General features: G+C 60.3%; 13 protein-coding genes. 11 read left to right on the top strand and 2 right to left on the bottom strand.

The genetic code is table 11. The features are described 5' to 3' along the window. Positions 1 to 8 precede the first annotated feature (8 nt). Complete coding sequence (locus tag MUY21_RS02195) at positions 9 to 1,223, bottom strand: multidrug effflux MFS transporter (protein ID WP_248408762.1); 1,215 nt, start codon at positions 1,221 to 1,223, stop codon at positions 9 to 11. 169 nt (positions 1,224 to 1,392) lie between these two features. Between MUY21_RS02195 and MUY21_RS02190 the strand changes: the two genes are divergently transcribed. The 9 genes from MUY21_RS02190 to MUY21_RS02150 all read left to right on the top strand — a co-directional run bounded on the left by MUY21_RS02190 (position 1,393) and on the right by MUY21_RS02150 (position 11,357). Then, positions 1,393 to 2,925 carry an acyl-CoA carboxylase subunit beta gene (locus MUY21_RS02190; RefSeq protein WP_248408761.1) on the top strand — a complete coding sequence of 511 codons (1,533 nt, stop codon included), beginning with the start codon at positions 1,393 to 1,395 and terminating at the stop codon, positions 2,923 to 2,925. Next, a complete protein-coding gene (locus MUY21_RS02185) occupies positions 2,895 to 3,392 on the top strand; it encodes a DUF6497 family protein (protein WP_248408760.1) in 498 nt (165 codons plus the stop codon). Before MUY21_RS02190 ends, MUY21_RS02185 begins: the two co-directional genes overlap by 31 nt. A 14-nt stretch (positions 3,393 to 3,406) precedes the next feature. Further along, positions 3,407 to 3,754 carry a hypothetical protein gene (locus MUY21_RS02180; RefSeq protein WP_248409172.1) on the top strand — a complete coding sequence of 116 codons (348 nt, stop codon included), beginning with the start codon at positions 3,407 to 3,409 and terminating at the stop codon, positions 3,752 to 3,754. A gap of 355 nt (positions 3,755 to 4,109) precedes the next feature. Further along, on the top strand, positions 4,110 to 4,316 hold the full coding sequence (locus tag MUY21_RS02175; protein ID WP_191285174.1) for a hypothetical protein: 207 nt from the start codon (positions 4,110 to 4,112) through the stop codon (positions 4,314 to 4,316). Between the two features lie 131 nt (positions 4,317 to 4,447). Then, complete coding sequence (locus MUY21_RS02170) at positions 4,448 to 6,493, top strand: acetyl/propionyl/methylcrotonyl-CoA carboxylase subunit alpha (RefSeq protein ID WP_248408759.1); 2,046 nt, start codon at positions 4,448 to 4,450, stop codon at positions 6,491 to 6,493. Between the two features lie 2 nt (positions 6,494 to 6,495). Then, the gene (locus tag MUY21_RS02165) at positions 6,496 to 8,040 is read left to right on the top strand and encodes a hypothetical protein (RefSeq protein ID WP_248408758.1); all 1,545 of its coding nucleotides are present in this window, start codon (positions 6,496 to 6,498) and stop codon (positions 8,038 to 8,040) included. A gap of 35 nt (positions 8,041 to 8,075) precedes the next feature. Continuing rightward, the gene (gene scpA, locus MUY21_RS02160) at positions 8,076 to 10,202 is read left to right on the top strand and encodes a methylmalonyl-CoA mutase (RefSeq protein WP_248408757.1); all 2,127 of its coding nucleotides are present in this window, start codon (positions 8,076 to 8,078) and stop codon (positions 10,200 to 10,202) included. Positions 10,203 to 10,269: 67 nt separating this feature from the next. Beyond that, positions 10,270 to 10,887, top strand: coding sequence for a VOC family protein (locus MUY21_RS02155; protein WP_248408756.1), 618 nt, complete (start codon positions 10,270 to 10,272; stop codon positions 10,885 to 10,887). Continuing rightward, positions 10,884 to 11,357: a GNAT family N-acetyltransferase gene (locus MUY21_RS02150; protein WP_248408755.1), complete on the top strand. Its 474-nt coding sequence runs from the start codon at positions 10,884 to 10,886 to the stop codon at positions 11,355 to 11,357. Before MUY21_RS02155 ends, MUY21_RS02150 begins: the two co-directional genes overlap by 4 nt. Here MUY21_RS02150 and nhaA read toward each other — a convergent pair. Continuing rightward, positions 11,354 to 12,547, bottom strand: coding sequence for a Na+/H+ antiporter NhaA (gene nhaA / locus MUY21_RS02145; protein ID WP_248408754.1), 1,194 nt, complete (start codon positions 12,545 to 12,547; stop codon positions 11,354 to 11,356). The genes MUY21_RS02150 and nhaA overlap by 4 nt on opposite strands. Positions 12,548 to 12,721: 174 nt before the next feature. On the opposite strand from nhaA, the gene MUY21_RS02140 reads away from it, so the two are divergent. Beyond that, on the top strand, positions 12,722 to 13,402 hold the full coding sequence (locus MUY21_RS02140) for a molecular chaperone DjiA (protein WP_248408753.1): 681 nt from the start codon (positions 12,722 to 12,724) through the stop codon (positions 13,400 to 13,402). Next, on the top strand, positions 13,402 to 14,445 hold the full coding sequence (locus tag MUY21_RS02135) for an endonuclease/exonuclease/phosphatase family protein (protein ID WP_248408752.1): 1,044 nt from the start codon (positions 13,402 to 13,404) through the stop codon (positions 14,443 to 14,445). Before MUY21_RS02140 ends, MUY21_RS02135 begins: the two co-directional genes overlap by 1 nt. The last annotated feature ends 7 nt before the right edge of the window (positions 14,446 to 14,452 follow it).

The raw sequence follows: 14,452 nt of genomic DNA, 5'->3' as shown, positions 1-14,452 counted from the left end.
GTGGCGCGTCAAAGGTTCAACCGCGCCTCGCGCCGGATGACCAACATAATCGCCACCACCGCCAGCGCCGACGAGGTGAACATCAACAGCAACAGCGGCAGGGCGGTTGATCCCGGTGCCAATAGCCACCCGGCTATTGCCGACAAGGCCGCCCCACCACCGATGTTGAGCGCGCCGCCCAAGCCCGAGGCGCTGCCCGCCAGTTCAGGGCGCACGCTCATCATACCCGAGGTGGCGTTGGGCAGTGTCATGCCATTGCCGACCCCGACCCAGGTCATGAAGCCGAAAAAGACATACTCGGACCCGTGGCCAAGCAGGAAAAGTGCAAGCGAGAGCGCCAGTCCCGTCGCCGTGATGATGGCCCCCCAAAACACCATCCGGGTCAGGCCAACCCGCATGGAATAGCGGCCCGAGAGGTAGTTCCCCACCAGATACCCCGCCGCAGGTGCGCCGAAGAACAGGCCAAGGCGGGCAGGGCTCATGCCGTAGATCTCGCTGCCGACATAGGGTGCGCCGCCAAGATAGGCGAAGAACGCCCCCGAGGTGAGCGCCGCTGACGCGCAGTATCCCCAGAACCGGGGTGAGGTGAGCAAAGCCGGATAGGCGCGGAACTGGGCGCTGAATCCGCCAGGCTGCGGGGTGATGGTTTCGCCCAGATCGCGCCATGTCAGCAACATGGCCGCAATGCCCGCGGCAGCTTGCAGCCAGAAGTTGGCCTTCCAGCCAAGGGCCTGATCCAGAATGCCACCGATCGAGGGGCCGATCATCGGTATGATCGACATGCCCATGGTCACATATCCGATCATCGAGGCCGCCTGATCGCCCGGCACCATGTCGCGAATGGCTGCGCGTGACAGGACCACGCCGACAACGACCGCGGCCTGCAGCATCCGAAAGCCCAAAAACACTTCGATGCTTGGGGCATAGATGCAGCCAAGCGTGGCCAGGATGTAAACGGCAAACCCCGCCAGGATCACGGGGCGGCGGCCAAACCGGTCAGACACGGGACCGACAATGACCTGCATCACCGCATTGACGCAAAGATAAAGCGCCACGGACAACTGTACGATGTGATAGTCTGTCTGAAAATACCGCGCCATGCCGGGCAGCGACGGCAGAAACACATTCATCGACAGCGTTGCCGCCGCCGCGACGAATGTCAGGGTAAAGACATGCGGCGGCGTGGAGGAGTCCAGAAAACGGGATGCGGGTTTTGATGGCATGGGATATGGCTAGGCGGGGGCTGTTCGACTGTCCATCCCGGAGGTGAAGAATTTGCAGTTATTCAATTTGCAATAATTACATTGCAATAAGTTTGCAAATTCGCCCAATTTTTCTTTCAGGTCGGATGCTTAAAGGTTACTTTGCCCCGAAATCAAGGAGTGTCGCCAGATGAAAGATATCCATCAGGAGCTTGAAGATCGTCGTCAAACCGCCCGTCTTGGGGGTGGCCAGCGTCGCATCGACAGTCAACACCAAAAGGGCAAGCTGACCGCGCGCGAGCGGATCGAGCTGTTGCTGGACGAAGGCTCGTTCGAAGAATTCGACATGTTCAAGACCCACCGCTGCACGGAATTTGGCATGGCGGCAGACAAGCCCGCAGGGGATGGCGTTGTTACCGGATGGGGCACGATCAACGGACGGCTGGTCTATGTGTTCAGTCAGGATTTCACCGTTTTTGGCGGCTCGCTTTCGGAAACGCACGCGGAAAAGGTTTGCAAGATCATGGACATGGCGATGCAAAACGGCGCGCCCGTGATCGGCATCAACGATTCCGGTGGTGCGCGTATTCAGGAAGGTGTCGCCTCGCTTGCCGGTTATGCCGAGGTGTTCCAGCGCAATATCATGGCGTCGGGCGTGGTGCCGCAGATCTCGGTCATCATGGGGCCATGCGCGGGTGGGGCGGTCTATTCCCCCGCCATGACAGATTTCATTTTCATGGTGAAAGACAGCTCCTACATGTTCGTGACCGGCCCGGATGTGGTGAAAACCGTCACCAACGAGGTCGTGACCGCCGAAGAACTGGGTGGGGCGTCGACTCACACACGGAAATCCTCGGTCGCGGACGGCGCGTTCGAGAACGACGTCGAGGCTTTGTCTGAAATCCGCCGACTGGTCGATTTTCTGCCGCTGAACAACCGCGACAAGGCCCCCACGCGCCCGTTCTTCGATGATCCGGCCCGTGTGGACGAAAGCCTTGATACGTTGGTGCCCGACAATGCCAACGCGCCCTATGACATGAAAGAGCTGATCACGAAGCTGGCGGATGAAGGCGATTTCTATGAGATCCAGGAGGATTTCGCCAAGAACATCATCACCGGATTTGTGCGCCTTGAGGGCCAGACCGTCGGTGTCGTCGCCAATCAGCCGATGGTGCTGGCCGGGTGTCTGGACATCGACAGTTCGCGCAAGGCCGCCCGGTTCGTGCGGTTCTGCGATGCATTCGAAATTCCGATCCTGACGCTGGTCGACGTGCCCGGCTTTCTGCCGGGGACCAGCCAGGAATATGGTGGCGTCATCAAGCACGGAGCAAAACTGCTGTTTGCTTATGGCGAGGCCACGGTGCCGAAGGTTACGCTGATCACCCGCAAGGCCTACGGCGGGGCTTATGACGTGATGGCGTCCAAGCATCTGCGCGGCGATTTCAACTATGCCTGGCCTACCGCCGAGATCGCGGTGATGGGTGCCAAGGGGGCGACCGAGATCCTCTATCGGTCCGAGCTGGGCGATCCCGAGAAGATTGCGCAGCGCACGCAGGACTATGAAGAACGCTTTGCCAACCCCTTCGTGGCCGCCGAGCGTGGCTTCATCGACGAGGTGATCCAGCCGCGGTCGTCGCGGATGCGGATCTGCCGGGCGTTTGCGTCCCTGCGCAACAAGAAGATCCAGAACCCGTGGAAAAAACACGACAATATCCCACTGTAAGGATGTCGGGGCAGGCAACGCATAACGGCCCGCTGGGTCTGGTCGGGGCGGCAACTTGTGCCGTGGCCCTGTCCTTGTCTGCGCCAGCCGCGGCCGGGTCCACGGTTGCGTTGTTCGAATCCGGCACCCGGCTTGATGTGCCATCGGGGCAAGAGGTGACATTCCTGGATGTGATCGAAGGCGAAGACAGTGCCGTCGGAACGGCGATCCGGGTGCGGTTCCTTGCTCCGCGCATCGCCCGCGGCACCGGGGACGTGGAATTCATGCAGGCGGAGGCCGACATGGCAGTGCTGTGTCAGGATTTCGTGCTGCCGCACATGATCGACGCAGGCACCGATCTGCCCGATCAGATCATCATCGTGCTGTCAGACCGGTTCGTCGAACATGGCGTTGCGGACCCGGAGGCGACGCAATTCTTTGAAGCCTACCGTCCCGAAGGCGGCATGTGTGTTTGGGAGGGGTTCTGATGGCTTTGCCATATATGACGAAACACAAAGGGTTTCCGGGGCGACTTCCGGGATCTGACTTTCAATTCACCATTCGCCGGCCCAACAAATCCGGTGCAACGCCACTGGTCGCGCGGGAACGCTTCGCGGATCGACGCCCAGCGGATCGCCGTGCCGATGCAGGCTTTATGGGCGCGTTGTGGGAATATTTTGGCGATCAGCCCTTTGAGCGTGGCAATCTGGATGCAGGACGCCTGTCCTGGCTGTTTGGACGCGAGGTTGTTCCAGCCGAGGACCCATTCGACCCTGAAAGCTATGAAGCCCTTCTGGTGATCGACGTGACCCGCGCAGCGGCCGCATTTCCGGACATTTTCGAGGACTGATCGGCATGAACCCGCCCGCCCGCACATCGAACCGGCAGATTCCAGCCCAAAAGGCGGGTGTTGCCGCAACGCGTTCTTGTAACGCGGGAAAAGCATGCCAATCTGTTTCTCAAGCGGACGACATATCCCCGTTTTCCGCTATGGTTTGTCGAAACCATTACCCTTCCCCTTCTTCAGCCCGGTTCTTTGCGAAAGCAACTGAACCGGGCCTCTTTTTTGCCAAGGGCTTTCGGGGCGATAGCTTTCTGGCCGTATATGACGCGCAGGTCGGGCAGGGGGCAAAAATCTGCTTTGGAATTTTGGCAAATCAAGGCAAACTGGGTGTCATAAAGAATACAACCAGAGGCAGTCAACGATGCAGATCAGCAAACTTCTTGTGGGGGCCACGGCCCTTGCCCTGCTGGCAGGATGCCAGTGGAACGACCTTCAGCGCGCCGGTGTCGGCGCGGCAACGGGTGCGGTGGTTGCGAAAGCGGCCAGCGGCAACCTTCTTACAGGCGCGGTCATCGGCGCGGGCGCGGGTGCGCTGTGCGATGATGTCGGTGTGCGCATCTGTAACTGACCATATCGCCGCTGTGTGCGGCGCTTCTCATGATTTTCAGCCCGCCGGGACCGTTTCCGGTGGGCTTTTCCATGCCACTTTGCGCGATCGGCTTGCCCGTCGCGCCTATATTTGAACGGAAGGGACAGGACATGTTCAAGAAGATCCTGATTGCAAACCGGGGCGAGATCGCCTGCCGCGTGATCAAGACCGCCCGAAAGATGGGCATTCAGACGGTTGCCATCTATTCGGATGCTGACAGGAATGCGTTGCATGTGAAAATGGCGGATGAAGCCGTGCATATCGGCCCGCCGCCCGCAAACCAGTCCTATATCGTGATCGACAAAGTCATGAAGGCGATCAAGGACACGGGGGCGGAAGCCGTCCATCCGGGTTATGGGTTCTTGTCCGAGAACTCGAAATTCGCCGAAGCATTGGCCGCAGCAGGTGTCGCCTTTATCGGGCCGCCCGTTGGTGCGATCGAGGCTATGGGCGACAAGATTACATCCAAGAAAATCGCGCAGGACGCGGATGTATCAACCGTCCCGGGCTACATGGGCCTGATCGAGGATGCCGACGAGGCGGTGAAGATCTCGAACGAAATCGGCTATCCGGTGATGATCAAGGCCTCCGCCGGGGGTGGCGGCAAAGGGATGCGGATCGCTTGGAACGATGACGAAGCGCGTGAAGGTTTCCAGTCGTCAAAGAACGAAGCCGCAAGCTCGTTTGGGGATGATCGTATCTTCATCGAGAAATTCGTGACGCAACCGCGCCATATCGAAATTCAGGTTCTGTGCGACAGTCACGGCAATGGTGTCTATTTGGGTGAAAGGGAATGCTCGATCCAGCGTCGGAACCAGAAAGTGGTGGAAGAGGCACCAAGCCCGTTCCTGGACGAGGCGACCCGCAAGGCGATGGGTGAACAGGCGGTGGCGCTTGCGCAGGCGGTGAATTATGCCAGCGCGGGCACGGTCGAGTTCATCGTGGATGGCGACAAGAATTTCTATTTCCTGGAAATGAACACCCGTTTGCAGGTGGAGCATCCCGTGACAGAGCTGATCACCGGCGTCGATCTGGTTGAGCAGATGATCCGGGTCGCGGCAGGTGAAAAGCTGTCGTTTGGCCAGAAGGATGTCACGCTGACCGGTTGGGCGATTGAGAACCGTCTGTATGCCGAAGACCCGTATCGTGGGTTCCTGCCCTCGATCGGGCGGCTGACGCGGTATCGTCCGCCTGCGGAAACTGCGGCCGGCCCGCTTTTGGACAATGACAAGTGGCAGGGGGACGCGCCGGAAGGCGACACCGCCGTGCGCAACGATACCGGCGTCTATGAGGGCGGCGAGATCAGCATGTATTATGACCCGATGATCGCCAAGCTCTGCACCTGGGCCCCGACACGGGACGAGGCGATCGAGGCGATGCGCGTGGCGTTGGACAGTTTCGAGGTCGAAGGCATTGGCCACAACCTGCCGTTCCTGTCCGCCGTGATGGATCACCCGATCTTCATCAAGGGCGACATGACGACCGCCTTCATCGAAGAACAGTATCCCGATGGGTTCGAAGGGGTCACGCTGGGCAAGGATGACCTGAAGCGTGTGGCGGCCTCGGTTGCCGCGATGCACCGTGTCGCCGAAATCCGCCGCACCCGCATCACCGGGCGGATGGACAACCATGAACGCAAGGTCGGCAAGAAATGGGTCGTGACCCTCCAGGGTGAAGACATCGCGGTCAAGATCAAGGCTGACAAGAAAGGATCGACCGTCAAGTTCGAGGATGGATCGAAGCTGCGCGTCAAGTCCGACTGGACGCCGGGCGACAGCCTTGCCGTTCTGGATGTCAGCGGCACACCGCTTGTGCTGAAGGTCGACAAAGTCACCGCCGGGTTGCGCGTGCGTACCCGGGGGGCAGACCTGAAAGTGCACGTGCGTACCCCCCGCCAGGCCGAATTGGCGCGCCTGATGCCCGAAAAACTTCCGCCGGATACATCGAAAATGCTGCTCTGCCCAATGCCGGGCCTGATGGTGAAGGTGGATGTGGAAACCGGGCAAGAGGTGCAGGAAGGCCAGGCCCTGTGCACCATCGAGGCGATGAAGATGGAAAACATTCTGCGCGCTGAAAAGAAGGGCGTCGTGTCCAAAATCAACGCGACCGCCGGTGACAGTCTGGCCGTTGACGAAGTGATCATGGAGTTTGAGTAAGGATGAGCCTGACCGCCACGATCACAGGCGTGCGTCGCTTTGAACCCGCAGTTGCGGTTGGCGTCAGCGTGGCGATGTTTCTGCTTGTGCAAGCCATGGCATACGGCTTGGTGGGTGCGTTCGAATACCCCTTGGACGATGTTTATATTCATCTGGCTGTCTCGGAACAGATCGCGGCAGGGGGGTATGGGGTGAATCCGGGCGAATATACCTCGGCCGCGTCGTCACCGATTTACCCGCTCTTGTTGGTGCCGTTCGCAGGCACCCAGTTTCATGCGATGGTGCCTGTGTTCTGGAACGTGGTTGCACTGGTATTGGCGGCTTTGCTTTGGGGGCGCATTGTGCAGGACGCGGTCGCGGACTGGCGTGTGGCACTTGCCTTGGCGATCCTTGGCCCCTTGGCGTTCAACTTGGCCGGGATAGTACAGGTAGGGATGGAACATACCCTGCATATGCTGGCCGGCTTGGCCGTTTTGCGCGGGCTGCAACTTCAGCTTGACCAAGGGCGGCTGCATTGGCTCTTGGTGGCGGGCATGCTTCTGGGGCCGATGATCCGCTTTGAAGGCTTGGCCGTCACCGGTGGCGCGGCGCTCGCTCTGGCAATGCTGGGGCGGTGGAAGGCGGGCGCGGCGCTGTTTGCCGTGGCGGTGGCTCTGGTTACGGGGTTCATGCTGTTTCTGACCTCACTTGGGTTGGAGCCGCTGCCCAATTCCGTCATGGCGAAATTGGCAGGGGGCGGGCAGGACAGTCGCTTCAACCTGATTGACCTGCCGCTGAAGGTCGTGGCCGAGGTCATGTCGTCAGACAAGGCCTTGGTCATGCTGATGGCCGTGATGATCGGCGCGGTTGCCTTGACCCGCGTCCATGGCGCGGCTCGTGCGTTGATGGCAGGGGCTGTTCTTGCCGGGTCCGGTCATCTTGTGCTTGGCCAGTTCGGGTGGTTCAATCGATATGAGCTGTATGCGCTGAGCTTCGTGTTCGGTATGCTGATGCTGGGCCTGTTCCGCTCCGACGGTATGAGATCAGCGCGCGCCCTTCTGGTGGTCGGGTTTGCCTATCTTGCCCTGTCTTATGGCGTCTGGTTGGTGCAAAACGGCAAATACGGTGCGCTCGCGATCCATTCCCAGCAAGGCAATATGAGCACGTTTGCAAAAGAGGTCTATCAAAAGCCCGTTGCTGTGAACGACCTTGGCTATGTGGCTTGGAACAACCCAAATTACGTGCTGGATTTATGGGGCCTTGCCTCGTATCGCGCGCTGTCGACGCGATTGGACAATCCACAGGATGGATGGGCCGATCCGCTTGTTCAAGACGCAGGTGTCGAGCTTGCGATGATCTATGACCATTTGATTGAAAACGGCATCGGCGCGGGTTGGGTCAAGGTTGGAACGCTGCGCTATACCGGCGCGGGCGGGTTCCTTGGTGGACGCGATGTCAGCTTCTATGCCACCACACCGGATGCCGCGCCAGCCTTGCGCAAACAGATCGAAGACTTCGCCCCGCGCGTCGTCGGCGCCGCAGAAATGTGGGTCGAGGGCGCGCCATGACGGGACAGACACCGAAATACGAAAAGGATGACGCAATGAGCGATACAGCCAAGTGGAAGGAACTGGCCGAAAAGGAACTGCGCGGCCGTGCGCTGGATGACCTGACATGGCACACGCTGGAAGGGATCGACGTCAAGCCGCTTTACACCGTCGAAGATACGCAGGGACTGGATCATATGGGCAATCTGCCCGGCTTTGGCCCCTTCACGCGTGGTGTGAAGGCGACGATGTATGCGGGCCGTCCCTGGACCATCCGGCAATACGCCGGCTTCTCGACCGCCGAGGAATCCAACGCCTTTTATCGCCGCAACCTGGCGGCGGGTCAGCAAGGTGTGTCGGTTGCCTTCGACCTTGCCACGCATCGGGGATATGACAGTGACCACCCCCGCGTGGTGGGCGATGTGGGCAAGGCGGGTGTCGCGATCGACTCGGTCGAGGATATGAAAATCCTGTTTGATGGAATTCCGCTGGACAAGGTCTCGGTCTCGATGACGATGAACGGGGCTGTGATCCCGATCCTGGCCAATTTCATCGTGTCCGGAGAAGAGCAGGGACATGACAGGGCGCTTCTGTCGGGCACCATTCAGAACGACATTCTGAAAGAGTTCATGGTGCGCAACACCTATATCTATCCGCCGGAACCGTCGATGCGGATCATTTCGGACATCATCGAATACACCTCGAACGAGATGCCGAAATTCAACTCGATCTCGATCTCCGGCTATCACATGCAGGAAGCTGGCGCGAACCTGGTGCAGGAACTGGCCTATACGCTGGCAGACGGGCGCGAATATGTGCGTGCCGCGATCGAGGCTGGCATGGATGTGGACAAGTTCGCAGGCCGCCTGTCGTTCTTCTTCGCCATCGGCATGAACTTCTTCATGGAGGCCGCGAAACTGCGCGCCGCCCGCACTCTGTGGCACCGCGTGATGACCGATTTTGGTGCGAAATCCGAACGGTCCAAGATGCTGCGCACCCACTGTCAGACTTCAGGCGTCAGCCTGCAGGAGCAAGACCCCTATAACAACGTGATCCGCACGGCCTATGAAGCCATGTCGGCGGCGCTGGGCGGCACCCAGTCCTTGCACACCAACGCGCTGGATGAAGCCATCGCCCTGCCCACCGATTTCTCGGCCCGGATCGCGCGCAACACGCAGATCATCTTGCAGGAGGAAACGGGGATCACGAACGTGGTCGACCCGCTGGCGGGGTCCTACTATGTCGAGGCGCTGACGGATGAGTTGATCAACAAGGCCTGGGCCCTGATGGAAGAGGTCGAAGAGATGGGCGGCATGACCAAGGCCGTCGCCAGCGGCATGCCCAAGCTGCGCATCGAGGAATCGGCGGCCAAGCGGCAGGCGATGATCGACCGCGGCGAAGAAACCATCGTCGGGGTGAACAAGTACAAGCTGGAAAAAGAAGACCCGATCGACATTCTGGATGTCGACAACGTCGCGGTGCGCGAAAGCCAGGTGGCACGGCTTGAAAAGATCCGCGCGACACGGGATGGCGCCGCCTGCGAAGCTGCACTGGCGGAACTGACCCGCCGTGCTAAAGAAGTTGGAAACTTGCTGGAAGCGGCTGTCGAGGCCGCCCGCGCCCGCGCAACTGTCGGAGAAATCTCAATGGCTATGGAAAAGGTATTCGGTCGCCACCGCGCCGAGGTGAAAACGCTGGCCGGTGTTTATGGCGCCGCCTATGAAGGCGACGAAGGCTTTGCCGCCATTCAGAAATCGGTGGAAGAGTTCGCTGACGCCGAAGGCCGCCGCCCGCGCATGCTGGTGGTCAAGATGGGGCAGGACGGGCATGACCGGGGGGCCAAGGTGATCGCCACGGCCTTTGCCGATATTGGTTTTGACGTCGATGTGGGCCCATTGTTCCAGACCCCGGATGAGGCCGCGCAGGACGCGATCGACAACGATGTGCATATTGTCGGCATCAGCTCTCAGGCTGCGGGTCACAAGACGCTGGCCCCGCAACTGGTGAACGCACTGAAAGATCAGGGGGCCGAGGATATCATCGTGATCTGCGGTGGCGTCATTCCGCAGCAGGACTATGACTTCCTTTACAAAAACGGGGTGAAAGCCATTTTCGGTCCGGGCACGAACATTCCCGAAGCCGCGCAGGACATCCTGAAACTGGTGCGCGAAGCGCGCGCCTGACGCACAAGACCCTTGCGGCTGGCGGCAAATCCCGCCAGCCTCACCCCAGACCGGGAAGGAGATTGGCTTGGCTCTGGGACAGATTGATCACCTTGTGGTGTCCTCCGCGACCCTGTCTGAAGGTGTCGCGTGCCTTGAGGACCTGCTGGGGGTGCCCATGGCGGGGGGAGGAGAACACCCGCTCATGGGCACCCACAATGTGCTTTGGTCGCTGGGGTCATCCACGTATCTTGAGGTCATCGCCATCAACCCCGAAGCACCCGACCCCGGTCGGGCGCGATGGTTTGACCTGGATTATTTCACTGGCCCTGCGCGTCTGACCAACTGGGTTGTCCGGGTGCCGGATCTGACGCAGGCACTGCATCGCGCGCCGGACGGAACGGGCGACGTGCTGTCCCTGGAACGTGGCCCATATGCGTGGGATATGGCGATCCCGTCGGATGGGCGGCTACCGTTTTCAGGGTGTGCACCGGGGCTTCTGCACTGGAAGGGCGCCCAACCCGCGCCCGACCTGCCCGACCACGGGCTGCGTTTGGCAGCACTTGAGGTCACGCACCCCGAGGCCGAGGCGCTGTCGGTTGCGCTTGCCCCTTTGGTGGCGGATCGTCGGCTGTCGGTTCATTCCGGTGCTCCGGGGGTCAGCGCGTGGCTGGATACGCCGCATGGCTTGGTTGAACTGCCATGATCCGCGCCGCCACGCAGGCTGATATTCCCGGCATCCTCACGCTTTGGAACCTCGCGATCCGCGAGACATTGATCACCTTCAACAGCGTTGAAAAAACGGAACAGGACGTGGCCGATGCCCTTCGCGATCATGATGCGTTTCTGGTGACCGAGCGGGAAGGACGCATCGCTGGTTTTGCCGCGCTGTTCCCGTTCCGAGCAGGGTCGGGATATGCCCACACCAAAGAGCACTCGATCATGCTGGCCCCGTCGGCGCGGGGGCAGGGGGTGGGTCGGGCCTTGATGGCAAAGGTGGAGCAGCGCGCGCGCGATCTGGGGGTGCACTCGATCATCGCGTGCATCTCCGCCTCAAACCCGGGCGCGGAGCCGTTTCACGCGGCCATCGGCTTTGTCACCGTGGGCCGCGTGGCAGAGGCAGGGCGCAAGTTTGGCCAGTGGCACGACCTTGTGTTGATGCAGAAGCGGCTTTAGGCGGGTTCAGCCTCGGCCTTGTCCGCCTCGCGCGCCGGGTTGCCTGCCATGACCAGCACCGCCGCTCCGATCAGGGCCGACAGGCCGGACGCGACCAGAACACCAAGGCGCACATCGTTCATCAAGGCCGGGTCAGCAAAGCTGAGGCTGCCGATGAAAAGCGACATGGTGAACCCGATACCTGCCAGTGCCGACACGCCATAGACATGCGCCCAGCCCACGCCGTGCGGCAACTGCGCGAACCCGGCTTTCACGGTCAGGAAGGTCAGGCCAAAGACGCCAAGCTGTTTGCCCAGTACAAGACCGGCAATGATCCCCAGCGGCACAGGGGCCATCAACGCGTCTGCCGACATGCCTTCAAGCGCGACACCTGCATTGGCGAAGGCGAAGATCGGCACGATCATGAAAAAAACGTAAGGTGCCAAGGCGTGTTCAAGGCTGTGCAGGGGGGATTTCCCCCATTTGTCCTTCATCGGAATGAAGAAGGCGGTGGCGACACCAGCCAATGTGGCATGCACGCCGGACTTCAAAACCAGCACCCAAAGCACGGCACCCAGCATCAGAATTGGTGCGATCCGGTGCACCTGACGCATGTTCAGCCACCACATCGCGACCAGCGGCACCAGCGCGTACAACAGGTACTCGACCTTCAGTTCGGCCGTATAGAACAGCGCGATCACGATGATGGCGCCGAGGTCATCCAGAATGGCAAGGGTCAGCAAAAACACCTTCAACGCCACGGGGGCACGTGTTCCGATCAGCGCCAGAATACCCAGCGCAAAGGCAATATCCGTGGCCGCCGGAATGGCCCAGCCTGACAGTGTTTCGGGATTGGACCAGTTGATGGCGGCATAGATGACCGCGGGCACGGCCATGCCACCCACGGCCGCCATGCCCGGCAGGATGATGTCGCGCGGGTTGCGCAGCTTGCCTTCCAGCATTTCGCGCTTCAGCTCCAACCCGATCAGCAGGAAGAACACGGCCATCAATCCGTCATTGATCCACAAGATCAGCGGCTTGGACAGTCCCTGATCATTGATCAGGATCGAAAACTTGGCCCCCAGAACATCATTGACCTGACCCGCGATGGGCCCGTTGGCGGCGATCATCGCGGCAACGGCGGACAGCATCAACAGAACGCCCCCCGATGCATCATGGCGGAAGAAGCGGTCAAATGTCCTCAGGAGCATTCATGTATCCCTACTGTTTTAGTCATATTTGGTGTCACATGGTGACTTGGGGTCAATATTCAAGGATTGTAAACTGGAAAAACGACACGCGCCCAGTGCTTTGACGCAAAAATCATGGCGGTTGGCACACGCTTTATGCTCGTTTTCATGTGCCGGACTGTGTAACAAAAGCGCATGTCTATCTGGTCGCGCATAACCGATGCCCTGTCCGCCCTTGCCAAGGGCGAAACCTTGTCCGACGTGTTTGCACATTTGCGCACGCCCCCCGAACGCTCGGCAGGGTTTGCGATTGCCGTGATTGCGCTGGGCGCAAAGATGGCGAAAGCCGACGGCCTGGTTACGCGGGACGAAGTGTCGGCTTTTCGCGAGGTTTTCGACATCCCGGAGAGTGAAGAAAAGAACGCGGCCCGGCTGTTCAACCTGGCCCGCACCGATGTGGCGGGGTTCGAGCTTTATGCGCAGAAGGTCGCGGCGATGTTCGGACCGGATGATCCGGCGCTCTGCGATCTGATGGAGGGGCTCTTTCACATCGCAATCGCTGATGGTGAGTATCACCCGGCGGAAAACGACTTCCTTCAACATGTGTCCGAGATTTTCGGCATCGCCCCGCGTAAGTTCCGGGCCTTGCGGTCGCGGCTTGTGCCGGATGCTCACCCTGATCCATACGATGTGTTGGGCGTTACGCCCGACACGCCGCTTGAAGAGATCCGCAAAGTCTGGCGGTCCGAGGTGCGCGAAAGCCACCCCGACAGGATGCTGGCGCGTGGCGTTCCGGAAGAGGCTGTCAAACTGGCCGAAAAACGGCTGATCGCCGTCAACCGGGCCTGGGAAGAGATCAGCAAGGGTCGGTCCTGATGCGGATCGCGACCTATAATGTCGAATGGTTCAATTCGCTGTTTGACGACGAAGGCCACCCGCTGTTCGACGAACAATGGTCCGGGCGGCGTGATGTCACGCGGCGGGCGCAGCTGAATGCAGTGGGAATGGTGTTCGGGGTGCTTGACGCGGATGCCATCATGGTGATCGAAGCGCCCGACCAGAACAGGCGCCGACACACTGTGCCAGCGCTGGAACGGTTCGCCGATCTGTTCGATCTGCGCGCCCGCAAGGCGCTGATCGGGTTTGCGAATGACACCCAGCAGGAAATCGCGCTGATGTATGACCCCTATGTCTTTTCCGCCCGCCATGACCCGCTGGGCGAGGTTGGTGCGCCTGTTGCGCCGCGATTTGACGGGGTTTTTCATCTTGATCTGGACACCGATGCCTCGCCCGAGCCGATCGTGTTTTCCAAGCCGCCGCTTGAGGTGGAGCTGACGCACCGGGAAAGCGGAACACCGCTGCGACTGATCGGTGTTCACGTGAAATCGAAGGCCCCCCACGGTGCGCAGGGGCCAAGCGATATCATACGACTGGCGATTGAGAACCGCCGCAAGCAGATGGCACAATGTATCTGGATACGCCAACGGGTGGACGACCACTTGCGTGCCGGTGATCCGCTGATCGTGTTGGGTGATTTCAATGACGGTCCGGGGCTGGACGATTACGAGAAACTGTTCGGCCGTTCCGGCGTCGAGATCGTGATGGGAGAGGATGACGCAACCTGCATGTATGACCCGCACGCGCGGATGATCCTGACCCACAGGTCGGGTGCCCGCCCGGCCACGTCGCGGTTCTATATAGCCAAGGAGCGGCGCTTTCTTCAGGCGCTGTTGGACTACGTAATGGTCTCGCCCGATCTGGCGGCCAGGGACCCGCAGTGGCGCATCTGGCACCCGTTCGATGACCCCGAATGCTATGGCGCACCCGAACTGCGCGAGGCCCTGCTGACCGCATCCGATCATTTCCCGGTGTCGATTGACTTTGATCTGTCGCCTTCACATCAGCCGGATCGCGCCTAAATACAGT

This window comes from Aliiroseovarius sp. S2029, assembly GCF_023195575.1.
In the GTDB taxonomy this organism is placed as follows: domain Bacteria; phylum Pseudomonadota; class Alphaproteobacteria; order Rhodobacterales; family Rhodobacteraceae; genus Aliiroseovarius; species Aliiroseovarius zhejiangensis.
This window is presented reverse-complemented; position numbering and strand designations above follow the sequence as displayed.

Excerpts from the sequence above, each read along its gene's own strand:
- MUY21_RS02195 (WP_248408762.1), bottom strand. The coding sequence starts at position 1,223 with ATGCCATCAAAACCCGCATCCCGTTTTCTGGACTCCTCCACGCCGCCG.
- MUY21_RS02190 (WP_248408761.1), top strand. The coding sequence starts at position 1,393 with ATGAAAGATATCCATCAGGAGCTTGAAGATCGTCGTCAAACCGCCCGT.
- MUY21_RS02180 (WP_248409172.1), top strand. The coding sequence starts at position 3,407 with ATGACGAAACACAAAGGGTTTCCGGGGCGACTTCCGGGATCTGACTTT.
- MUY21_RS02175 (WP_191285174.1), top strand. The coding sequence starts at position 4,110 with ATGCAGATCAGCAAACTTCTTGTGGGGGCCACGGCCCTTGCCCTGCTG.
- MUY21_RS02170 (WP_248408759.1), top strand. The coding sequence starts at position 4,448 with ATGTTCAAGAAGATCCTGATTGCAAACCGGGGCGAGATCGCCTGCCGC.
- MUY21_RS02165 (WP_248408758.1), top strand. The coding sequence starts at position 6,496 with ATGAGCCTGACCGCCACGATCACAGGCGTGCGTCGCTTTGAACCCGCA.
- scpA (WP_248408757.1), top strand. The coding sequence starts at position 8,076 with ATGAGCGATACAGCCAAGTGGAAGGAACTGGCCGAAAAGGAACTGCGC.
- MUY21_RS02150 (WP_248408755.1), top strand. The coding sequence starts at position 10,884 with ATGATCCGCGCCGCCACGCAGGCTGATATTCCCGGCATCCTCACGCTT.
- nhaA (WP_248408754.1), bottom strand. The coding sequence starts at position 12,547 with ATGCTCCTGAGGACATTTGACCGCTTCTTCCGCCATGATGCATCGGGG.
- MUY21_RS02140 (WP_248408753.1), top strand. The coding sequence starts at position 12,722 with ATGTCTATCTGGTCGCGCATAACCGATGCCCTGTCCGCCCTTGCCAAG.
- MUY21_RS02135 (WP_248408752.1), top strand. The coding sequence starts at position 13,402 with ATGCGGATCGCGACCTATAATGTCGAATGGTTCAATTCGCTGTTTGAC.